This is a genomic window from Roseomonas sp. CCTCC AB2023176 (assembly GCF_042259275.1).
Classification (GTDB): domain Bacteria; phylum Pseudomonadota; class Alphaproteobacteria; order Acetobacterales; family Acetobacteraceae; genus Roseomonas.
The window spans coordinates 1,692,497-1,714,096 of the sequence record NZ_CP170086.1 but is presented as its reverse complement, the minus strand read 5'-3'; the positions used below and the strand labels follow the sequence as shown (position 1 = coordinate 1,714,096).

The 21,600-nt window shown below is 71.6% G+C and carries 20 protein-coding genes and 1 pseudogene; 10 read left to right on the top strand and 11 right to left on the bottom strand.

Annotated elements, in window-relative coordinates; all coding sequences use genetic code 11:
* The first annotated feature begins 104 nt into the window (after positions 1–104).
* On the top strand, positions 105–515 hold the full coding sequence (locus ACE7GA_RS08565) for a PRC-barrel domain-containing protein (RefSeq protein WP_376098403.1): 411 nt from the start codon (positions 105–107) through the stop codon (positions 513–515).
* 88 nt (positions 516–603) lie between these two features.
* Here ACE7GA_RS08565 and ACE7GA_RS08560 read toward each other — a convergent pair whose 3' ends face one another.
* Entirely contained in the window at positions 604–1,359 is a 756-nt protein-coding gene (locus ACE7GA_RS08560) for an SDR family oxidoreductase (protein ID WP_376098400.1), read from the bottom strand.
* A 268-nt stretch (positions 1,360–1,627) separates the two neighbouring features.
* Here ACE7GA_RS08560 and leuS point away from each other — a divergent pair.
* From leuS to ACE7GA_RS08540, 4 genes and pseudogenes are all read left to right on the top strand, one after another.
* Positions 1,628–4,199: pseudogene (gene leuS / locus ACE7GA_RS08555) on the top strand (leucine--tRNA ligase).
* Positions 4,200–4,232: 33 nt separating this feature from the next.
* The gene (gene lptE / locus ACE7GA_RS08550; RefSeq protein WP_376100175.1) at positions 4,233–4,700 is read left to right on the top strand and encodes an LPS assembly lipoprotein LptE; all 468 of its coding nucleotides are present in this window, start codon (positions 4,233–4,235) and stop codon (positions 4,698–4,700) included.
* A 69-nt stretch (positions 4,701–4,769) separates the two neighbouring features.
* Positions 4,770–5,780: a DNA polymerase III subunit delta gene (gene holA, locus ACE7GA_RS08545; protein WP_376098397.1), complete on the top strand. Its 1,011-nt coding sequence runs from the start codon at positions 4,770–4,772 to the stop codon at positions 5,778–5,780.
* Positions 5,781–6,101: 321 nt separating this feature from the next.
* Positions 6,102–6,944 (top strand): Bug family tripartite tricarboxylate transporter substrate binding protein, encoded by an 843-nt coding sequence (locus tag ACE7GA_RS08540; protein WP_376098394.1) that lies wholly within the window; start codon positions 6,102–6,104, stop codon positions 6,942–6,944.
* Positions 6,945–6,956: 12 nt separating this feature from the next.
* Here the strand turns inward: ACE7GA_RS08540 and ACE7GA_RS08535 are convergent, their stop codons facing one another.
* From ACE7GA_RS08535 to ACE7GA_RS08505, 7 genes are all read right to left on the bottom strand, one after another.
* Positions 6,957–7,775, bottom strand: coding sequence for a hypothetical protein (locus ACE7GA_RS08535; protein ID WP_376098391.1), 819 nt, complete (start codon positions 7,773–7,775; stop codon positions 6,957–6,959).
* Between the two features lie 11 nt (positions 7,776–7,786).
* On the bottom strand, positions 7,787–8,623 hold the full coding sequence (locus ACE7GA_RS08530) for a ParB/RepB/Spo0J family partition protein (protein ID WP_376098388.1): 837 nt from the start codon (positions 8,621–8,623) through the stop codon (positions 7,787–7,789).
* Positions 8,620–9,444 (bottom strand): ParA family protein, encoded by an 825-nt coding sequence (locus ACE7GA_RS08525; protein WP_376098385.1) that lies wholly within the window; start codon positions 9,442–9,444, stop codon positions 8,620–8,622. Before ACE7GA_RS08525 ends, ACE7GA_RS08530 begins: the two co-directional genes overlap by 4 nt.
* Positions 9,431–9,997: a 16S rRNA (guanine(527)-N(7))-methyltransferase RsmG gene (rsmG, locus tag ACE7GA_RS08520; RefSeq protein WP_376098382.1), complete on the bottom strand. Its 567-nt coding sequence runs from the start codon at positions 9,995–9,997 to the stop codon at positions 9,431–9,433. Before rsmG ends, ACE7GA_RS08525 begins: the two co-directional genes overlap by 14 nt.
* A 74-nt stretch (positions 9,998–10,071) precedes the next feature.
* Positions 10,072–11,943: a tRNA uridine-5-carboxymethylaminomethyl(34) synthesis enzyme MnmG gene (mnmG, locus tag ACE7GA_RS08515; RefSeq protein ID WP_376098379.1), complete on the bottom strand. Its 1,872-nt coding sequence runs from the start codon at positions 11,941–11,943 to the stop codon at positions 10,072–10,074.
* 37 nt (positions 11,944–11,980) lie between these two features.
* Positions 11,981–13,282 carry a tRNA uridine-5-carboxymethylaminomethyl(34) synthesis GTPase MnmE gene (gene mnmE / locus ACE7GA_RS08510; RefSeq protein WP_376100173.1) on the bottom strand — a complete coding sequence of 434 codons (1,302 nt, stop codon included), beginning with the start codon at positions 13,280–13,282 and terminating at the stop codon, positions 11,981–11,983.
* Positions 13,279–13,659 (bottom strand): ferredoxin, encoded by a 381-nt coding sequence (locus ACE7GA_RS08505; RefSeq protein WP_376098376.1) that lies wholly within the window; start codon positions 13,657–13,659, stop codon positions 13,279–13,281. The genes mnmE and ACE7GA_RS08505 overlap by 4 nt, the downstream gene beginning before the upstream one ends.
* Positions 13,660–13,801: 142 nt before the next feature.
* Between ACE7GA_RS08505 and ACE7GA_RS08500 the strand changes: the two genes are divergently transcribed.
* On the top strand, positions 13,802–14,311 hold the full coding sequence (locus ACE7GA_RS08500) for a methylated-DNA--[protein]-cysteine S-methyltransferase (RefSeq protein ID WP_376098373.1): 510 nt from the start codon (positions 13,802–13,804) through the stop codon (positions 14,309–14,311).
* Positions 14,312–14,338: 27 nt separating this feature from the next.
* Positions 14,339–15,313 carry a quinone oxidoreductase gene (locus tag ACE7GA_RS08495; RefSeq protein ID WP_376098370.1) on the top strand — a complete coding sequence of 325 codons (975 nt, stop codon included), beginning with the start codon at positions 14,339–14,341 and terminating at the stop codon, positions 15,311–15,313.
* Positions 15,314–15,368: 55 nt separating this feature from the next.
* On the opposite strand, the gene ACE7GA_RS08490 is transcribed toward ACE7GA_RS08495, so the two are convergent.
* Positions 15,369–16,130 carry a GNAT family N-acetyltransferase gene (locus ACE7GA_RS08490; RefSeq protein WP_376098367.1) on the bottom strand — a complete coding sequence of 254 codons (762 nt, stop codon included), beginning with the start codon at positions 16,128–16,130 and terminating at the stop codon, positions 15,369–15,371.
* Between the two features lie 102 nt (positions 16,131–16,232).
* The gene (locus ACE7GA_RS08485; protein ID WP_376098363.1) at positions 16,233–17,246 is read right to left on the bottom strand and encodes a tripartite tricarboxylate transporter substrate binding protein; all 1,014 of its coding nucleotides are present in this window, start codon (positions 17,244–17,246) and stop codon (positions 16,233–16,235) included.
* Between the two features lie 257 nt (positions 17,247–17,503).
* Here ACE7GA_RS08485 and ACE7GA_RS08480 point away from each other — a divergent pair, with 257 nt between their 5' ends.
* Positions 17,504–17,794, top strand: coding sequence for a hypothetical protein (locus ACE7GA_RS08480; protein WP_376098360.1), 291 nt, complete (start codon positions 17,504–17,506; stop codon positions 17,792–17,794).
* 200 nt (positions 17,795–17,994) lie between these two features.
* Here the strand turns inward: ACE7GA_RS08480 and rho are convergent, their stop codons facing one another.
* Complete coding sequence (rho, locus tag ACE7GA_RS08475; RefSeq protein ID WP_376098357.1) at positions 17,995–19,290, bottom strand: transcription termination factor Rho; 1,296 nt, start codon at positions 19,288–19,290, stop codon at positions 17,995–17,997.
* A gap of 282 nt (positions 19,291–19,572) precedes the next feature.
* Between rho and leuC the strand changes: the two genes are divergently transcribed.
* Both leuC and leuD read left to right on the top strand, forming a co-directional pair.
* Positions 19,573–20,991, top strand: a complete 1,419-nt coding sequence (gene leuC, locus ACE7GA_RS08470) for a 3-isopropylmalate dehydratase large subunit (RefSeq protein ID WP_376098354.1) — start codon at positions 19,573–19,575, stop codon at positions 20,989–20,991.
* Positions 20,991–21,599 carry a 3-isopropylmalate dehydratase small subunit gene (leuD, locus tag ACE7GA_RS08465; protein WP_376098351.1) on the top strand — a complete coding sequence of 203 codons (609 nt, stop codon included), beginning with the start codon at positions 20,991–20,993 and terminating at the stop codon, positions 21,597–21,599. The genes leuC and leuD overlap by 1 nt, the downstream gene beginning before the upstream one ends.
* The last annotated feature ends 1 nt before the right edge of the window (position 21,600 follow it).

Sequence of the window (21,600 nt, the reverse complement as noted above, 5' to 3'; positions counted from 1 at the left end):
CAGCCCCGATCGACACAGGCCCGACCGGCGGATGGCTGGCGAGCGACCGGTGCCCCGCGAACCCCGGACCTGCCCGGGCGTTTGTCGGGGACAGGAGGCCGCTCATGACCACGATCGATCCCACCCCCGTTTCCGCCAACCTCGCCGTCAGCGCGGACAGCGACCGGCGTCTGATCTCCGCCCATCGCGTCCAGGGCACGGCGGTCTATGACCGGAACGACAACCGCCTCGGCACGGTCGAGGACGTGATGATCGACAAGCGCTCGGGCCAGGTCGCCTTCGCCGTCATGTCCTTCGGCGGCTTCCTTGGCCTTGGCGAACGCCACCACCCCCTGCCCTGGTCCGTCCTGACCTACGAACCGCGCCTGGGCGGCTACGTCGTCGGCCTGACGCGGGAGGAGCTTGAGGGCGCGCCGCACTACGAGCCGAGCGCGGCCGCGGACCTGTCGGACACCGAGGGCCGGCGCGTCTACGACCACTACAAGCAGCGTCCCTTCTACCTCGACGTGGCCTGAGCCGCGGCGTCGCGGCAGCGCCGCGTTCCCTTCGCCGTCGCGCGACGGCGAAGGGAACGCGACGTGCGTGGCCCGCACCTGGCGCGCGTCAGAGCTTCGTGCCGCCGCCCGCCTGTACCACCTGCCCGGTGACCCATCGCGCGGCCGGCGAGGCGAGGAAGGCCACGACCTCCGCCACGTCCTCCGGCTTGCCGATGCCGGACAGCGCCTGGATGGCCGCGACGGTGGCCGGCCCGGTCTCGCTGCGCAGCCAGGCCGACATCTCCGTGTCGATCGCGCCCGGCGCGACCGCGTTCACGGTGATGCCGCGCGGTCCGAGTTCCTGCGCGAGTTGCAGGGTCATCGTGTCCACGAAGCCCTTCGTCGCGGCGTAGGCGCTGATGCCCACGAAGTTCCGGGACGCGACGACGGAGGACAGGTTCACGACGCGGCCGCCCTCGCCCATCCGCGCCACCGCCGCGCGGGTCAGCAGGTAGGGTGCGCGGATGTTCACGGCGATGTGGCGGTCGAGCAGCGCCTGGTCCGTCTCCTCGAGCGACGCGAAGACGGCAATGCCCGCATTGTTGACGAGGATGTCGAGCGGCCGGCCCGCGAGCCAGCCGTCCAGCGCGGATATCAGGCCGTCCACCGCCGGCTGACCCTCGGCGAGATCCGCGCCGATCGCGACCGCGTCCGTGCCGCCCGCGCGAAGTTCGCCGATGACGGCCTCCGCCTCTGCCGCGCGGCTTCCGTAGCCGACCGCAACCGCCGCCCCCGCCGCCGCCAGCCGCCGCGCGATGGCGCGCCCGATGCCGCGGGAGCCGCCGGTCACAAGCGCCGTCTTGCCCTGTAGAGAATCGGTCATGGTTCGCTCCTTTGGAACTGAGGGAGCATAAGGGTGGTCAGCGCCGACAGTTCAATAATCTGGAACCGAGGGGCGTGATGGGTCCCGTGAATGGCGCGGTGCTGCCCGCTTCGTGGCCATCCGCTCCGGCTCGCGCGTGGCCGGCGCGGGTTGGCCGCCGCCGACGGCAGCATGGCCTCGGCGCGTGACGACATGCCGGAGTGCGGACGGCGCATTTGCAGCGGAAGCCGCGCGGTCCTATTCACGACGCGTCCTGACCGCAGCACGCATGACCGACTCACCGCCCCGCCCGAACGAGACCCAGCGCTACGATTTCGCTGCCGCCGAGCCGCGCTGGCAGGCGGAGTGGGATCGGCGCGCGCTCTTCTCCGTGCCCGACGTGCCGCCGGAGGGGTCGCGGCCCTACTACGTGCTGGAGATGTTCCCCTACCCGTCGGGGAAGATCCACATGGGGCACGTGCGCAACTACACGCTGGGCGACGTGCTGGCCCGCTACAAGCGCGCCCGCGGCCACCTGGTGATGCACCCGATGGGCTGGGACGCCTTCGGCCTCCCCGCCGAGAATGCGGCGCGGGAGCGCGGCATCCACCCGGGGAAGTGGACCTACGACAACATCGCGAACATGCGCGCCGAGCTGAAGCGCATGGGGCTGGCGCTCGACTGGTCCCGGGAATTCGCGACCTGCGACCCCGAATACTATGGCCAGCAGCAGGCGCTGTTCCTCGACATGCTGGAGGCCGGCCTCGTCGAGCGGAAGGAGTCCTGGGTGAACTGGGACCCCGTGGACGGCACGGTCCTGGCGAACGAGCAGGTGATCGATGGCCGCGGCTGGCGCTCCGGCGCCCCGGTCGAGAAGCGCCTGCTGTCGCAGTGGTTCTTCTCGATCACGAAGTACGCGCAGGACTTGCTGGACGCGCTCGGCACGCTGGACCGCTGGCCGGAGCGCGTGAGGACGATGCAGGCCAACTGGATCGGCCGCAGCGAGGGCGCGCGCGTCCGCTTCGCGCTGACGGAAGCCGTGGACGGCGCGCGGGAGGTGGAGGTCTTCACCACCCGCCCCGACACGCTCTACGGCATGTCCTTCCTCGCCGTCGCGGCGGAACACCCGATCGCGCAGGCCGCCGCGGCGCGCGACCCGGGGGCCGCCGCCTTCATCGCTGAATGCCGCGCGATGGGGACGAGCGAGGCCGCGATCGAGCAGGCGGAGAAGCGGGGCTACGACACCGGCTTCCGCGTCGCCCATCCCTTCATCGAAGGCGCGACCTTCCCCGTCTGGATCGCGAACTTCGTGCTGATGGAATACGGCACCGGCGCGATCTTCGGCTGCCCGGCGCATGACCAGCGCGACCTGGATTTCGCGCGGAAGTACGACCTGACCGTCACGCCCGTTGTCCTGCCGCGCGGCACCGATCCCGCGGCTTTCGCCGTGGCGGACGAGGCCTTCACGGATGACGGAACGATCTTCAACTCCGGCTTCCTCGACGGCCTTGATGTATCCACCGCCAAACGCCGGGTGATCGAGGCGCTGGAGGCCAAGGGCATGGGCACCGGCGTCGTGAACTGGCGGCTCCGCGACTGGGGCGTCTCGCGCCAGCGCTACTGGGGCTGCCCGATCCCTGTGATCCACTGCGAAGCCTGCGGCGTCGTCCCCGCACCGCGCGACTCCCTGCCGATCCGGCTGCCGGAGGACGTGGACTTCTCGCGCCCCGGCAATCCGCTGGACCACCACCCGACCTGGAAGCACGTGGCCTGCCCGTCCTGCGGCGCCGCCGCGCGGCGCGAGACGGACACCTGCGACACCTTCGTGGACAGTTCCTGGTACTTCGCCCGCTTCTGCTCCCCGCGCGCGGCCGATCCGGTGACGCGCGCGGCGGCCGATGGCTGGCTGCCGGTGGACCAGTATATCGGCGGGATCGAGCACGCGATCCTGCACCTGCTCTATTCCCGCTTCTTCACCCGCGCGATGTCGGCGACCGGCCACCTGCAACTGGCCGAACCCTTCGCCGGCCTGTTCACGCAGGGCATGGTCCAGCACGAATCCTACAAGGGCATGGATGGCCGCTGGCTGTATCCCGAGGAAGTGGAAAGGCGCCCCGATGGCGTGGCCGTCGTCCGCGGCACGAACGAGCCGGTGACGGTCGGCCGTGTCGAGGCGATGTCGAAGTCCAAGCGCAATACCGTGGACCCCGGCGCCATCATCGGCCGCTACGGCGCGGACACCGCGCGCTGGTTCATCCTTTCCGACAACCCGCCGGAGCGGGACATGGAATGGTCGGAATCCGGCGTCGCCGGCGCGCACCGCTTCGTCCAGCGGGTATGGCGCATCGTGGGGGGAGGCGCTGGGCGACGGCTCCGGCGACCGCGCCGTCCGCTCCGCCGCGCACCGCGCCATCGCAGCCGTCACGACGGCGCTGGAGACCTTCGCCTTCAACGTCGCCGTCGCGCGGCTGCGTGAGCTCGCGAACAGCATCGAGGACGCACGCACCGCCTCCGCCGCCGCCCGGCGGGAGGCCTGCGGGATCCTCGTGCGCCTGATCGCACCGATGATGCCGCACCTGGCGGAGGAGTTGTGGTCCCGCCTGGAGCCGTCCGACGGCAGGCTGGTGGCCGAACTGCCCTGGCCCGAGGCCGATCCGGCGCTCCTCGCCGCGGAGACGGTGACGATCGCCGTGCAGGTCCTCGGCAAGCTGCGCGGCACCGTCACGGTCGCGGCCGACGCGGACGAGGCCACGGTGCTGGCGGCGGCCGAAGCGGAGGAGAACGTGGGGCGCGCGATCGGTGGCAAGCCCATCCGCAAGCGCATCTACGTCCCCGGGCGCGTGGTGAACTTCGTTGTCTGACCGTTTGCCGCGCCGCGCCGCGTTGGGGGGCTCCTGGCCCTGTCCGGCTGCGGCTTCCGCCCGCTCTACGCGCCGGAGAACGACGTCCCGGCCGCCGCCGAACTCGCGGCCATCCGGATCGCGCCCATCCCCGAGCGTCGCGGCCAGCTCCTCCGGCAGGAGCTGGAGCGGCGCTTCCAGGCTCGCGCCGGCGCGGCCGAGGCACGCTACGTCCTGACCGTCTCCATCCTGCCGGCCGCGGACCTCCAGGGCTTCCGGCGGGATGGCAGCCCCTCCCGCGTCCGCTCCACCTACACGGTGCCCTTCACGCTCAGCACGATGGCCGTGCCGCCGGTGCCCGTCGCCACGGGCAGCGTGACGGCCTTCGACGCCTACAACATCCCGGACCAGCAGTTCTTCGCGGCCGTCCAGTCCGCCTCCGCGGCCGATCGTCGCCTGGTGGAGCAGATCGCGCGGGACCTGACGGAGCGCCTGACCCTTGCCCTGCAGGCGCGGGGCTGACCATGCGTCGGCGGCAGCCCGGCGGGACGGGGCCAGCTGCGCCGAGCCGGGCCCCGGCCCGCTGAGCCCATGGCCCGCCTCGACGCGAAGCGCCTCCCGGCCTTCCTGAAGGCCCCGGGTCCCGTGCGCGCCGTCCTCCTCTTCGGGGAGGATGCGGGCTTGGCGCGGGAACGCGCCGACGCCCTGCAGGCTGCCGTGGTGCCGGAGGCCGATCCGTTCCGGCTCGCCGACCTGCCGCGGGAGGCGGTTGTCCAGCGCGGGGTCCTGGCCGGGGAGGCAGCGGCGCTCGCGCTCACAGGCGGGCGGCGCATCGTGCGCGTGCGGGACGCGACGGATGCCGTCACGGCACCGTTGCAGGAGGCCCTGGACGGGCCGGGCGAGGCGCTCATCCTCCTCGAAGCCGCCGACCTCACCAAACGCTCCAAGCTCCGGGTGATGGTGGAGGGGCACAAGGACGCGGTCGCCATCCCCTGCTACCGCGAGCGTGGGGCCGACCTCGTCGCCACCATCGCCGCCCTGCTGAAGGAGGGGGGCGTCACGGCCGAACCTGCCGCCGTGTCCTGGCTTTCCACGCGGCTCGGCGAGGATCGCGGGGCCATGCGCCGGGAGATGGAGAAGCTGATCCTCTACGCCGGTCCCGGCGGCCGGCTGGCCGAGGAGGATGTGCTGGCCTGCATCGGCGACGGCAGCGCACTGGAACTGGACGAGGCGATCTACGCCGCGACCGCCGGCGACATCGCCACGGCCGACCGCGCGCTGGAGGTTGCGATGGCGGAGGGCGCGCACCCCGTGCAGGTCCTCCGGGCCCTGCTCCGGCACGTCCAGCGCCTGCACCTGGCCTCCATCGCGGGCACGGGCGCGTTGCAGCCGCCGGTCTTCTTCCGCTGGAAGGGCGTCTTTGACCGGGCGCTGCGCCTGTGGCGGGCGGACGCGCTGGCCACCGTCATGGAGCGCCTGCTGGAAGCCGAGAAGGCCGTGAAGTCCGGCGGCACCGGGCGTCCCATCCCGGACGGTGCCATCGCCCGCAACGCCGTGCTGACCATCGCCCGTCAGTCCGCCGCCTTGTCGCGCCGCGGGTAGCAGGAACGCGGGCTGGGGGAGGTCCTGGCCCCGTGTGCCGGCGCCCGCGAGGTGGCCTGGGGCCTGCGGATCGCCATCCTTCCACGCGGGCCCAAGGCATTCACACACGCCGACGTGAATTCAACCGGGGCGTGAGCGGTCGATAGCGTCGTGGCGCCCTGCCCAACCCGGACAGGGCGCCTTCGACCGGAGGACCCGATGTCCCGACGCACCCTCTTCGGCCTGACCGGGGCGGCTCTGTCCTAGCCCGTCTTCGCCGCGGGATGGCCGGAAAGGCCGGTTACCCTCGTCATTCCCTTCGGTGCCGGGGCGGCGCCGGACGTGATCGGGCGGCTGCTGGCCGAGCGGCTGGCGGTGCTCTGGGGACAGCCGGTCGTCGTGCAGAACGTGCCGGGCGCCGCGGCCACGCTCGGTGTGGACCGCGTGGCGCGCGCGGTGCCGGACGGGCATGTAATTGGGCTGACGGGGGACGGCGCGATGGTCGTCCGGGTCAGCATGGACCCGCCGCCGCCCTACGATCCGATGCGCGACCTCGCGCCGATCAGCCTGCTGGTCCGCACCCGCAACCTGCTGGTTGTCCATCCATCGGTACCCGCGACGAACCTGGCGGAATTGGTCGCGCTGGCGAAGGCGCGGCCGGGACAATTGAGCTACGCGCATCCGGGCATCGGGTTCTCCTCCCACCTTGGCATGGAGATGCTGAAGCAGGCGGCAGGCCTGGACATCGTCGCCGTGCCCTACGCGAACGAGGGGACGATGTTCGCCGACCTGCTCGCCGGACGCGTGCAGGTCATGATGGGAAGCGGCGCGGGGACCGTTCCGCGGGTGCGGAGCGGAGAGGTGCGGGCCATCGCCGCCACCTCCGCCGAACGCCTTCCGTCCTTGCCGGACATCCCGACGATCGCGGAGTCCGGCTTTCCCGGCTTCGAGGCCGTGGCCTGGTTCGGCCTGATCGCGCCGGGCCGCACGCCGCCGGATATCGTCAGGCGGATCGGGGAGGACGTCGCGGCCGTGCTGGCCGAACCCGCCACCAGGACCCGGCTGGAGGATCTGGGGCTCGTCGTCGTGGGCAGCACGCCGGCCGCCTTCGCAGCGTCCATCCCGGTCGAGATCGGCCGGATGGCGGAGGTGCTGCGGCCGCTCGGCCTGCTGCGCGGCCGCTGACGCGACGGAGCGTCAGGCCGTATCGACCGCGAGGTCGGTGGCCCACCAGTCATGCACCGGCATCTGGAGCGGGCGGAGGAGCCGTTCCTGGAAGCGGGTGGGAAGGCGCAGGCCGGCCACCCTGCGATGTTCCCACGCATCCACCTCGGCCACGGCGCCGCGGGTGGATTCGAGGCCATCCAGCGAGAAGCGGACGCGCCGCATCAGACCGTCGGATCGGCCGAGGTAGAGGAGCAGCCGCTCCGACGGGGAGAGGCCGAGGCCCGGCGTGATGCGGACGCGGAGGGTGTCGCAGGCCTGGGGCTGGCCACCGACGGTGATATCCTCGGCGCCCGTCCGTTCCGCGACCACGGACCGGGCCGTGCGCCACGGTCCAGCGAGCAGGAGGGGGCCGAGGAGGAAGAGGGCATAGCCGTCGGCGACGAGGGCGGCGGCCGCGCGGCGTTCGGCGTCGGTCGCCTCGCGGCCGTCGAAGCGGACGCTCACGCTTCCTGGCGGGGACGGGGTCCAGTGCCGCTCGACGTCCTTCCGACCTTCGGGACCGCGGTAGGATTGGGTGACGAGGCCTTCCGTGGGGGCGATCCGCTCCTCCGACGCGCCGCGGTGGCCGAGGTCCACGAGAGCGGGTTGCAGGCGGTCGATGAGCGGCGCCCAGGTCCCGTCGTAGGAGACACGGACCGCACGGACGGCGTGGAAGTCGCCCATCCCATGCGCCGCTGCAGCGCGGGCGAGCAGGTCACGGCCGTCCCCGGTTTCCGCCGCCGGCCCGTCCGGCAAGGGCCCGGCGCAGCCGGCCAGCGTGGCCGCGAGGAGCGAACGGCGCGGGAACACGGGGTGGCCCGTCAGCCCCGCAACAGCCGGATGACTCCGTCCAGCTGGTCGAGGTCGCGGTAGGCGATCGTAACCTTCCCCGCCCGTCCCCGGTGCTCGATGGCGATGCGGAGACCCAGGTGTTCGGAGAGTTCCTTCGCGAGGGCCCGCGTCTCCGGGTCCTGGGCCCGGCGCTCGCGAGCAGCGCCGGCGCTGGCGGCCAGGGCCTCGGTCTGGCGGACGTTGAGCCCGCGGGTGACGACGAGGTCGGCGAGGCGGACCGGGTCCTCGGCCGTCAGCAGGGCGCGGGCATGGCCGGCGGTGAGGGAACCGCGACCCAGCATGTCCCGCACTTTCGGCGGAAGGTTCAGCAGGCGCAGCGTGTTCGCGACGTGGGAGCGGGATTTGCCTACTGCGTCGCCGAGGCCTTCTGCCTTCAGGCCGAACTCCTCCATCAGGCGCCGGTAGCCCTCGGCTTCCTCCAGGGCGTTCAGGTCCTCGCGCTGGAGGTTCTCGACAAGGCCGGCTGCCATGGCAGCGCGGTCGTCGAGGTCCCGCACGACGACCGGGACTTCATGCAAGCGGGCCATCTGGGCCGCGCGCCAGCGGCGCTCTCCCCCGACGATCTCGTAGGTCCCGCCCGCGCCAGGGCTGGGGCGGACGAGGATGGGCTGGAGGATGCCGTGCTCCCGGATGGAATCCGCCAGTTCGCGGAGGCTGTCTGGGTCCATGGGCCCGCGGGCCTGGTAGGGTCCGGGCTGCAGGGCTTCGATCGGAAGCACCTGTGGCGCGGCGGCGCTGGTCTCGGCGGGACCGTCGCCGAGGAGGGCGGAGAGGCCCATGCCGAGGCCGCGTGGTTTCTTGCTCATGCGGCTGTCGCCTTGGCGCGCGCGCGGTCCCGCCGGAGCAGTTCCGCCGCGAGTTGGATATAGGCCTGCGCCCCCGGCGACTTCACGTCGTAGAGCAGCACGGGCAGGCCGTGGGAGGGCGCCTCGGACACGCGGACGCTCCGAGGCACCACCGTCTCGAAGACGCGATCCTTGAAGAAGGCACGGACGTCGCGCGCGACCATCTCGGACAGGTTGTTCCGGCGGTCAAACATCGTCAGCACGATGCCGTCGAGGGAAAGGTCCGGGTTCAGGGCGCGGCGCACCCGGTCCACCGTGCGCGTCATCTGGGAGATGCCCTCGAGCGCGAAGAACTCGGTCTGGAGGGGCACGAGGACGGACTGGGCAGCGACGAGGGCGTTGAGGGTCAGCAGGCCGAGCGAGGGCGGGCAGTCCATCAGGACGTAGTCGTAGCGGGCGACGACCTCCGGTTCCTTCGTCAGTGCGTCCTTCAGCCGACGTTCGCGATCCGCCATGTCCACCAGCTCGATTTCGGCGCCGGCCAGGTTGTTGTCGGCCGTCAGCACGTCGAGCCCCGGGACCTTCGTGGGCACGAGCAGCGTGCTGAGGGGGCGACCTTCGACGAGCATGGCGTACGATCCGGCGCCCCGATCGGCGCGCGGCAGGCCAAGGCCTGTCGAGGCATTGCCCTGAGGGTCGAGGTCCAGGAGCAGCACGCGCTTCGTGGTCGCGAGGGCGGTCGCGAGGTTGATGGCGGTCGTCGTCTTGCCGACGCCGCCCTTCTGATTGGCAACGGCGATGCGGCGGGACGGCTTCTTGGGGGGGCGTTCAGGGCCCGGCACGTCGGATTCCGGAGAGGCGAAGGAGGGTGGCGTCCGGATCGGTCCGGCTCGCGAAACGCTCCACCTGCATTGTCCAGTCCGGGGCGGCGGCGGTCAATTCAGCCTCGGCCGTTCGCCCCTTGGGAAGAATGGCGACTCCGTCGGGGGCGAGGAGGCGGGCGGCATACGCCAGGAGATCCGGCAAGGGAGCCAGGGCGCGCGCCGTCACGACGGCGACCGGCGGCAGCGCGACGGTTTCGATCCGCTCTGCATGCACCCAGACCTGCCGGAGGCTGAGTTCTGCGGCCGCGCTCGTCAGGAAGGCCGCCTTGCGCCGGTCCGATTCCACGAGGTGCCAAGGGCGTTCCGGCTGCGCGATGGCCAGGACGAGACCCGGGAAACCGCCGCCCGTGCCTAGGTCGGCAGCCGGCAGATTGCCCGGAGGTAGGAGGCCGAGGATCTGCAGGCTGTCCACCACGTGACGCTGGCGAATCGCGGGACCATCCCTCTCGGCCGCAAGATTGATCCGGCTGTTCCAGCGCAGGAACAGCGACAGGAAGGCCTCGAGCCGCACGTCCGTTTCACGTGAAACAACCGGATCCGGGCAGGGCGTCCGTCCACCGACGGTGCTGCGCTGGCTGGGACGCTTCACTCCGCAGCGACCGGGCGCGTGCGCCGGAGATGGCCGGCGAGGGCCACCAGGGCCGCGGGCGTCACACCAGGGACACGGCCGGCCGCCCCTAGCGTTGCGGGTCGTGCTGACCCCAGACGCTGACGCATTTCCAAGGACAAGCCTCCTACGACGGAGAAGTCGAGATCAGGTGGAACCCGCAGGCGCTCCTCCCGATCCAGCGCGGCGAATTCGGCGGCCTGACGCAGGAGATACGGCGCATAGAGCGCCTCGGCCCTCAGCTGGTCCCGCACGGCCGGTTGCAGGCCGCGAAGCCAGGGAAAGGCGGCGTCGAGGAGGGAATCGGTGGCGGCGGGAAGCGCCATGACCTCGAGCAGGCTGCGGGGTACCCCGTCCTGGTTCACGGCCAGTCCGGCAGCGGCCAGGCTGGCGGGCGTCGAGACCGTCGCCCGGGCCCGGGCGATCGCGTCGGCCACCGAGGCAGCGAAGGCGCGATGTGCGGCGGCCCGAGCCGGGCCGACGACACCCCATCGGATGCCGGTCTTCGTCAGGCGGAGCCCGGCATTGTCGGCCCGCAACCGCAGGCGGTGCTCCGCCCGCGCCGTCAGCATGCGGTAGGGTTCGGTCACCCCCTGGTTGACGAGGTCGTCCACGAGGACGCCCGTATAGGCCTCCGTCCGGGTGAGCACCCGCGGCTCGTCGCCGCCGGCCGCGCGATGGGCCGCGTTGATGCCGGCGACCAGACCTTGGGCGGCGGCTTCCTCGTAGCCCGTCGTGCCGTTGACCTGGCCCGCGAGGAACAGCCCCCGCACCGTCTTCACCTCGAGGCTCGGCCAGAGCGCGCGGGGATCGAGGTGATCGTATTCGATCGCGTAGCCGTGGCGCAGGATCACGGCCCGTTCCAGGCCGCGGATGCTCGCGACCACCGCGTCCTGAACCTCCCTCGGCAGGCTGGTGGAGATGCCGTTCGGGTAGACGGTCGGGTCGTCCAGGCCCTCGGGTTCGAGGAACACCTGATGACGCTCCCGTTCGGCGAAGCGGACGACCTTGTCCTCGATGGAGGGGCAGTAGCGCGGGCCGCGTCCCGCAATCTGCCCGCTTTGGACCGGCGCGCGGTCGAGATTGGCGCGGATGATGGCGTGCGTGGCGGGGCTGGTCGCCGTGATTCCGCAGGTCACCTGGGGGTTCGGCAGGATGGTGGTCAGGGTGGAGAGCGGCTCGGGTGGGTCGTCGCCGGGCTGGGCCTCCACGCCGTGCCAATCCACCGTCCGACCGTCGATACGGGGAGGCGTTCCTGTCTTGAGGCGGGCGACCGGAAGGCCCAGCGCCTCGAGGCAGCGGGCCAAGCCGAGCGACGCCGGATCGCCGTGCCGCCCGGCTGGCCAGCGCTCCGGCCCGAGATGGATTTCTCCGCGGAGGAAGGTGCCGGCCGTCACGACGACGGCAGCGCAGCGGATGGTCCGGCCGTCGGACAGCCCGACGCCTTCGACGCCCTGCCCCTGGCCGAGAAGGAGCGTCTCGGCCGCACCTTCAGAGACGTGCAGCCCCGGGGTCTCGCGCAGCAGGTCCTGCACGGCCTGGCGGTAGAGGGACCTGTCTGCCTGAACCCGCGGGCCACGGACGGCCGGCCCCTTGCTGCGGTTCAGGACCTTGAAATGAATGCCCGCCAGGTCGGCGGCGCGACCCATCAAGCCGTCCAGCGCATCCACCTCGCGTACGAGGTGTCCCTTGCCCACGCCGCCGATGGCGGGGTTGCAGGACATCTCGCCGACCCGGTCCCAACGATGGGTCAGCAGGAGCGTGCGCGCGCCGCAGCGCGCCGCGGCCGCAGCCGCTTCGGTGCCCGCGTGCCCTCCCCCGATCACGACGACGTCGAACGCGGCAGTCATGCGCACGCTATAGCGGAGGCCCCGCCGGGCGTGCAGGTCACTTGCCGACGCAGAAATCGGCGAAGAGTCGGTCCAGCACATCCTCCGCACCGACACGGCCGGTGAGGCGGCCCAGGGCATCGAGGGCGGCGCGGAGCGCCTCCGCCCGTAGCTCCGGCAGGGGAGCGATGGATGCTTCGTCCAGCCAATCCGCCGTGTCGCGCAACGCCGCCCGGTGCCGGGGCCGGGTCAGCAGGGCGGCGCCGGCACTGGGCGTCAAGGCCTGGGCCTCGGCTTCGATGCGGTCGCGTAGCTCGCGCAGGCCCTGGCCCGTCCGGACGGAAACGGGAAGCGCGCGCCAGGCGGATGGCGGGGGGGCCAGGTCGGCCTTTCCGCCAACGACGATGCAGTGCCGGCGGGCGATCAGCGCAAGCGTCGCATCGTCCGCGGGCGCATCGCAGGCCAGCACGGCGACGACGATGTCGGCAGCCTCACCACGGTCCAGGGCGCGGCGGATGCCTTCGCGCTCGATCTCCTCGACCGTCTCTCGCAGGCCGGCGGTGTCTGCGAGGGTGATCGGGAGGCCGGCCAGGACGATCCGTGCCTCGACGACGTCCCGGGTGGTTCCCGGCTGGGCGGAGACGATCGCCGCCTCCCGGCCCGCGAGGGCATTGATGAGCGATGACTTGCCGGCATTGGGCGCCCCGAGGATGGCGATATCCAGCCCTGTCCGGATCCGTTCGCCCCCCTGGTCTGCCGCTAGCTGCGTGCGGATTTCGGCAGCGAGGGATGCGGCGCCTCCGGAGTCCTCGGAAGCCTCGGGCGTGCCGTCCTCCGCAAATTCGATCGCGGCCTCGGCCCGCGCCAGCAATCCAGTAAGGCGGGTCGCCCAGGCATCACACTGCCGGGCCAGTGCTCCGCCGAGGTTGCGAAGGGCCTGACGCGCCTGCGCCGCGGTTTCCGCATCGATAAGGTCGACGACGCTCTCCGCTGCGGTCAGGTCCATGCGGCCGTTCAGGACGGCCTGACGCGTGAACTCTCCCGGTTCCGCCGGACGTGCACCGAGGTCGGCGAGCCGGTCCAGCACCGCGCCGACGACCGCCGTCCCACCGTGCAGATGGAATTCGGCGACGTCTTCGCCGGTGTAGGAGTGCGGGCCGGGGAACCAGAGGATAAGGGCTTCGTCCAGGATGTCCCCGTCAGCGCCTCGCAGCCGGCGCAGGCTTGCCACGCGGGGCGAGGGCAGGCGGCCCGCGACGGATGTCAGGATGCTCCGCGACCCAGGCCCGGAGATCCTGACGACGGCGAGCGCCCCGCGGCCCGATGGGGTAGCCAGCGCGACGATCGTATCCAAGGTCAGGCCTTGCCGGGCGGGACGTCCTTCTCCGTGAGCATCAGCCGGGTGACGCGGCCCCCGTCCCGCACATGGATGGCGAGGATCTCGTCCACGTCCTGCCGCGTTTCGGCCCGATACCAGACGCCTTCCGGGTAGACGACGAAGGTCGGACCGAACTCACACCGGTCCAGGCACCCAGCCGAGTTCACCCGAACGCCGGGCAGCCCCATCTCCTTCGCCCGTGCCTTCATGTAGTCGCGCAAGCCCTCGGCCCCCCGTGCTGCGCAGGAGCCGCGTCGGTGGCCGTCCGGTCGGCGGTTGGTGCAGGCGAAGAGGTGGACGCGGAAGTAGGGTGCCGGATCGGCCGTTGTTTCACGTGAAACGGCGACATCGTGGGACACGGGCAGGGGCATCCAAAGGGAGGGGTTGGCCGCCGAGGCGCCACCCATGTGCCCCATCCCTCACGCTTCATCCAGGGGCGACCCGCGGAAGACGCGGTGCTTGACGCCGGGCCGTCCCGGGGTGAGGAATCGGGCGCCCCGCATGCCCCAGCTCCCCCTCCTCTCACCGCTTGGCATGCTTACCCTCTCCGAAGAGGATGGAGCGATCGTCGCGCTCGACTGGGGACGTGGCCGCGATCGGGATGAAACGCCTCTCCTGCGTCGGGCAGCCGACCAGCTGCAGGACTATTTCGACGGGTTGCGGACGGCGTTCGACCTGCCCTTGGCACCGCACGGATCAGCTTTCCGCCTTCGCGTCTGGACCGCGCTTCGTGCCATCCCCCCCGGCGAGACCCGGACCTATGGTGACCTGGCGCGTGAACTCGGGACCGCATCGCGGGCCATCGGTGGCGCGAACGGGGCCAATCCGATCCCGATCATCATTCCCTGCCACCGCGTCGTAGCCTCGGGCGGCGCCCTCGGCGGCTATTCCGGCGGGGACGGGGTTTCGACCAAGCGCTGGCTCCTTGACCTGGAACGGCGGACCCGCCCGGGGTTGCCGGATCTTCTGGCGCCGGCTTCGCCCTGCCGCGACCTGCGGCCTACGAGCTGAACCAACCTCTCGCCGAGAAAGCCCGCCATGATGCGCGCCATCCGCCTGCACGAGACCGGTGGTCCCGAGAAACTCGTCTGGGAGGAGGTCCCGATTCCCTCGCCCAAGCCGGGCGAGGCGCTGGTGCGCCACGAGGCGGTCGGCCTGAACTTCATCGACATCTACTTCCGCACGGGGCTGTACAAGGCGCCGCAGATGCCGGCGACGCTCGGGATGGAAGCCGCCGGCGTCGTGGAGGCCGTGGGCAACGGCGTGACCGATCTGCAGGTGGGTGACCGCGTGGCCTACGCCATGGGGCCGATCGGTGCCTATGCGGAGGCCCGGGCGATCCGGGCGGACCTTCTCGTCAAGTTGCCGGACGACGTCCCTTCGCAGACCGCTGCGGCGATGATGCTGCAAGGGCTGACGGCGCAGTACCTCCTCCGCCGCACCTATGTCGTGAAGCCGGGCGAGACAATCCTGGTCCATGCCGCGGCGGGCGGCGTCGGGTTGATCCTGGTCCAATGGGCGAAGGCACTCGGCGCCACGGTGATCGGGACGGTCAGCACGGAGGAGAAGGCCGCGCTGGCCCGCAGCCACGGGGCGGACCACGTGATCCTGGCATCCGAGGACCTCGCCACCCGGGTCGGCGAGATCACGCGGGGGAGCCGGCTCCCCGTGGTCTATGACAGCGTGGGGCGCGACACCTGGACCGCCTCGCTCGACTGCCTCGCGCCGCTTGGCCTCATGGTATCCTACGGCAACGCGTCGGGCCCCGTGACCGGCGTGGATCTGGGGGTGCTCTCCGCGAAGGGCAGCCTCTACGTGACGAGGCCGACGCTCGCCACCTACGCGGCGAAGCGGGCCGATCTGGTCGCCATGGCCGACGACCTGTTCGACGTCGTCCGATCCGGGAAGGTCCGGATCAACGTCAACCAGACCTATGCCTTGCAGGACGCAGCGGAAGCGCATCGTGCCCTTGAGGGAAGAAAAACGACGGGCAGTACGGTGCTCCTGCCATAACTGTTCCCGAAATCAGGGCGGCTACCGTTCTTTTCATGGTCCGGAAATTTTCCTGTCAGTACCGGACGAGGTAGCGGTAACGATAGACTTCCGTCATCCCAGATCCGGCATAGAGGGTGAGTGCCGGCGCGTTGCTCGGGGCAACCTGCAGCCAGCACCGCGTTGCGCCGCGTGCCATGCCCCATCCCGCCAGAGCACCCAGGACGGCACGGCCCAGGCCGGTGCGACGCGCGGCCGGGGCCGTCGCGACGTCGAAGATCCCCAGCAGGCCGTCATCGGCTACGGCATGCCCGACCGCGGCGGGCTGGCCATCCCGCCGCAGTACCAGCCAAGCTGCCGGCCGCGAGAGCAGCGGCACCGCCTCCACCTTCTCCTGCCGGCGGGCCTGCGTCTGGTGCTCTGCGGTGGCGAGGACGGAGAGCCAGTCATGCGTTGGGGCATCCGCCCATTCGGCGTCTTCCGGCTCGATCGGCGGAAGGGTGCCCGCCAGGATCACCGCCCCCTCCACCTCCCGATAGCCCCGGGCCTGCAGCAGTTCCACCAAGCCGGGCGGGTCCAACGGCGTGCTGCGGAAGCGCGCCGGCAGGCCGAGGTGGGTGTAGTGCGCCTCAATCCGCGCCACCCGTGCCTCCAGGCCGGGATCGGACGCGGGATCGAGCGAACAGGCCGCGTTGCCGCGCCCGGTGCCGCCGCGGAAGGCGCGGACGACGAACGGCCCGTCCCAGGCGACCCGGGGCGCCGGGACGGCGTTCAGCGCAGCACGCTCCAGCCTGGCGATGCCGTCGGTCGGTCCAAAGGCTGGGGCGCCGCCGTACATGCCGCCATTCTCGCCGGGGCGGCAGGGCCGTCCACCCCGGCCCCGTGGAGGTCGGCGCCCTTTGGAGGTTTTCGGCCGCCCGGAGGTCAGACGCCCCGGAGGTTAGGCCGCCCGGAGGCCCAGGCGGCGCACGAGGTCGCTCTCCCGCTCGAACAACGTCCGCAGGAACGTGCCGTAGGCCGCGGAGTCCATGTAGTCCGGCGTCATGTCGAACCGCTCGAGCGCCGCGAGGTGCGTCGGGTCCTGCACCGCTGCAGCCAGCGCCTCCTGCAGCGACCGGGTGGCCGCCGGATCCATCCCCGCCGGTCCGACGATCCCGTAGGGCGAGGTGATGACCATGTCGCGGTAGCCCAGCTCCAGCAGCGTCGGCGCCTGCGGCCAGCGCCGCAACCGCTCCCGCGTCCAGACGTGCAGCCACTTGGCCTGCCCGCCGTCCACAAGTGTGCCGAGCCCCGACCCGCCGGCCATCATGTCGAGATGCCCGCCGAGGATCGCCTGCGCCCCGTCCGCGTCGCCGCGGTAGGAGACGTGGTTGAACTCGACGCCTTCGCGCGAGGCGAGTTCGGCGAAGGCCACGTGCGGCGTCCCGTTGGCGCCGGTGTTCCCGGCCGAAACCGATCCAGGCTCGCGCTTCGACTGCGCGATCACGTCGGCCCAGCCGTTCGGGAAGCGGTCCGCCCGGCAGATCGCGCCGAAGGTATAGCCGGTGACGTGGACCACCGGGGTGAAGTCCTTCAGCACGTCGTAGGTCGTGCGCTGCAGGATCTGGATCCGCACGGCCGATGCCGGCAGCTGCGTGAGCGTGTAGCCATCCGGCCGCGCCCGCGCCACGGCCTGCGCGCCGAGGATGTTCCCGGCCCCCGGCATGTTCTGGACGATGACGGGCTGCGGCAGCCGTCTCGAGGCCGCTTCGGCGAGCGCGCGCATCGTGACGTCCGTCGTCCCGCCGGCCGGGAAGGGCACGATCAGCGAGATCGGCCGGCTCGGGAAGGTACCCTGTGCCAACGCCGCCGCGGGAAGGATGGCCGGGGCGGCCAGCGCGGCGCCGAGGGCGCGCCGGGACAGGCCGGTCCGGGCAGACGGGGCGCGCGCAAGACGGCGGTGATCCTCGGACATGGCTGCCTCCCTCGGGCACTTCGGACGCCCTTTGCGAATCAGGATGGACCGCCCCCCGGCGGGTTAGCAACCGGCCGCCCCCCACCGGTGCCCCGCCGGTCCGACCGCGCGGGTCCAGCGCGCCGTCCGGGCACGACCGCCGGCGCACGGCAGGCCGCTTTCCCGCGGGACGCCGAGGAAGTTGGAAACGGGGCCGCAACCGGTCGAACCCGCGTGACGTTCTATCGCCATCGTCCCAGTAACGAGAGGAACGCACCATGATGACCCGTTTTGCCCTGGCGGCTGCCGCCACCCTGATTTCCGGCGCCACCTTCGCGCAGGGCCTGACCAGCACCGCCCCGACCCCCTCCGCCCCCTCGGGCGTGACGCGGAACGAGGGTGCGGGCTCGACCGGCATGGCGGCCTCCCCGGGCGTGCCGGTCGGCAGCCTCGGCGGCGCCCCGAACTCGCCGACCTCCCAGTCCGGCGTGCCGCAGGGCACGATCAACCAGAACGAGAGCAGCTCCGCGGGCAGCAGCTCCGGCCAGGGTGGCGGCGCGGCCCGCTGACGCGGCCAGGGCAGGCTTCCGCACCGGGACACCGGTGATGGGCTAGGCCGGCTCGCCGAACGGCACGGGCCGGGCACGTGACCGACGACCCTCGGACGCAGCGCCCGGACCCGACGCAAAGAGGGCCTGCCCCGGCGACGGGGCAGGCCCTTTCCGCATCCGCACCCAGGCCCGCCGCGATGCGGCGGGCGGGCGACGACTTAGGTGTTCATGGCGTCGAAGAAGTCCTGGTTGTTCTTCGAGTACTTCAGCTTCTCCAGCAGGAACTCCATCGCGTCCTGCGTACCCATCGGGTTCAGGATGCGGCGCAGAACCCACATCTTCGACAGGGCCGAGCGGTCCACAAGCAGCTCCTCCTTGCGGGTGCCGCTCTTCGTGATGTCGATCGCCGGGAAGGTCCGCTTGTCTGAGAGCTTGCGGTCCAGGACGATCTCCGAGTTACCGGTGCCCTTGAACTCCTCGAAGATCACCTCGTCCATGCGCGATCCGGTGTCGATCAGCGCGGTCGCGATGATCGTCAGCGACCCGCCTTCCTCGATGTTGCGCGCGGCGCCGAAGAAGCGCTTGGGGCGCTGCAGCGCGTTCGCGTCCACGCCGCCCGTCAGCACCTTGCCGGAGGACGGCACGACGGAGTTGTAGGCACGGCCGAGGCGGGTGATGGAGTCGAGCAGGATCACGACGTCCCGCTTGTGCTCGACCAGGCGCTTCGCTTTCTCCAGCACCATTTCCGTCACCTGCACGTGGCGGGTCGCCGGCTCGTCGAAGGTGGAGGCCACGACCTCGCCGCGCACGGTGCGCGCCATGTCCGTCACCTCCTCCGGCCGCTCGTCGATGAGCAGGACGATGAGGAAGACTTCGGGGTTGTTGGCCGAGATGGACTTGGCGATGTTCTGCAGCATCACCGTCTTGCCGGTGCGCGGCGGCGCCACGATCAGCGCGCGCTGGCCCATGCCGATCGGGGAGACGAGGTCGATCACGCGGTGCGTGTTGTCCTTCATCGGCCCCTTGGCCTTGCTCTCCTTCTCGGCCGCCGGGGTCTCGAGCTCCGGGTTCTCCATCTTGAGACGCCGTGTCGGGTAGAGCGGTGTGAGGTTGTCGAAGTTCACCCGGTGCCGCACGGCCTCGGGCGGCTCGAAGTTGACGGTGTTGACCTTCAGCAAGGCGAAGTAACGTTCACCGTCCTTCGGTGCGCGGATCTGCCCTTCCACCGTATCGCCCGTGCGCAGCGCGAAGCGGCGGACCTGGGCGGGGGAGACATAGATGTCGTCGGGGCCCGGCAGGAAGTTGGACTGCGGGTTGCGCAGGTAGCCGAAGCCGTCGTTCAGGATCTCCAGCGTGCCGTCGCCGTAGATCGCCGTGTCGCTGTCCGCGAGCGTCTTGAGGATCGCGAACATGATGTCCTGCTTGCGGAGCGAGGAGGCGTTCTCGACGCCGACCTCCTCCGCGAAGGCGAGCAGGTCGCCGGGCGTCTTCGCCTTGAGTTCGGATAGGTGCATGTCTGTGTGGCTGGACCCGGAAGGGTGAGGGTGGTGTGCGGGGGAGGTGTCGCGGAACCGATGGATCGGGGTTCTGGATGAACCCTCCGCCGGGCGGCGGGGTTCCGGTGCGGGGGCTCGGGCCGATGGTCCGGGCAGCCCTTCCGCTGAGGCATAAGCCTAGGGGGAGCGCCCCCGGACGGTCAAGGTATCGTCCGTGCCCCGGACATGGACTTCCCGTGTTCCCGGCACAAGGTCCCGCGCCCCGTTGCGGGGCGGGACGGGGCGGCCGATCTTTCGGGCATGGCCACTTCGCCCCGCACCCTCCTCGACAAGCTCTGGGACGCTCACCGGATCATCGAGGGGCGGGACGGCGCGCCGGACCTGCTCTGGGTGGACCGGCACTTCGTGCACGAAGGGTCCTTCCACGGCTTCGACAAGACGCGAGCGCGGGGGCTGCCCGTGGCGCGGCCCGGCCTGACCTTCGGCGTCGCGGACCACTACGTGCCGACGCGGGACCGCGGCCGGCCGATCGGGGACGCCGCGATCGCCGACGTGGTCGGGCGCCTCACGCGTAACACGGCGGAGCACGGCATCCGCCTCTTCGGCCTCGACGATCCGCGGCAGGGGATCGTGCACGTGATCGGGCCGGAGCTGGGCCTGACGCTGCCCGGCCTCCTGATCGTTTGTGGCGATAGCCATACCGCGACGCACGGGGCCTATGGCGCGCTGGCCTTCGGGATCGGGGCGAGCGAGGTCGCGCAGGTGCTGATGACCCAGGCGCTGTGGCAGGTGCGGCCGCTGCGGATGCGGGTGACGGTGGACGGTATGCTCGGGCCCGGCGTGTCGGCGAAGGATCTGGCGCTCTCGATCATCGCGCGGATCGGCGCGGATGGGGCGGCGCGGCACGCGGTGGAATATGCGGGCTCGGCCATCCGCGCGCTGTCCATCGAAGGGCGTCTGACCCTCTGCAACATGGCGATTGAGAGCGGGGCACGCTCCGGCCTGGTTGCGCCGGACGAGGTGACCTTCGACGCGGTCCGCGACCGGGAGTTCGCGCCGCACGGGCCCGCCTTCGAGCGCGCGGTGGAGGACTGGCGGGGGCTGGCGACGGATGACGGCGCGGTCTTCGACCGGGAGGTATCGCTTCACGCCGACGAGATCGCGCCGACCGTCACCTGGGGCGTGACGCCGGAGGACGCGCTGCCGGTCACCGCGACCGTGCCGGACCCGGGCCGCATTCCCGATCCGGGCCGCGCGGCGCATGCGCGGTCCGCGCTGGACTACATGGGCCTGCGCCCGGGCCAGGCGATCAGGGAGATCCGCGTGGACAAGGTCTTCATCGGGTCCTGTACCAACGCGCGGATCGAGGACCTCCGGGCCGCGGCCACCGTGCTGGCCGGGCGGCGTGCTGTGGTGCCGGGGATCGTCTCGCCTGGCAGCAGCGCGGTGAAGCGCCGCGCGGAGGAGGAAGGCCTGGACCGGATCTTCGCCGAGGCCGGGCTGGAATGGGCGGAGAGCGGGTGTTCGATGTGCGTCGGGATGAACGGCGACCTGCTGAAGCCGGGTGAGCGCTCGGCCTCCACCACCAACCGCAATTTCCGTGGGCGGCAGGGGCCGGGGTCGCGGACGCACCTGATGTCGCCGGCGATGGTCGCGGCGGCCGCGGTGACGGGGCACCTGACGGACGTGCGACCGTTGCTGGAGGGGCGCCCGGTCTGATGCGGCCCTTCACGACTCTGACGGCCCCCGCGGTCCCGCTGCCGCTTGCGGGCGTGGACACGGACCAGATCATCCCCGCCCGCTTCATGAAGCGCACGCGCGCGGAGGGCTACGGCGACGCGCTGCTGCACGACCTCCGGCGGGACGGGTCGGGCGCGGTTCGGACCGACCTCGCGCTGAACGACCCGACGCGGGCGGGGGCGCGAATCCTGGTCGCGCGGCGCAACTTCGGCGGCGGATCGTCGCGGGAGGCCGCGGTCTATGCCCTGGCCGATGCGGGCTTCGACTGCGTCGTCGCGCCATCCTTCGGCGACATCTTCTCGGCCAATGCCGTGAACAACTTCGTCCTGCCGGCGCGCGTGGAGGAGGGGATCGCGGAACGGCTGCTGGCGCTGCTCGAGGGCGGGCTGCGCGAGCTGACCGTGGACCTGGAGGCGCGGGAGATCGCGGCGGATGCGGAGCGCTTCCCCTTCGCCGTGCGCGAGGACTGGCGGACGAAGCTGCTGCGCGGCTGGGACGACCTGGACCTGACGCTGAACGAGGCCGAGGCGATCAGGACCTTCGCGGCCGGGCGGGCGGAGCGATACCCCTGGAGCGTTCCGGGCTGAT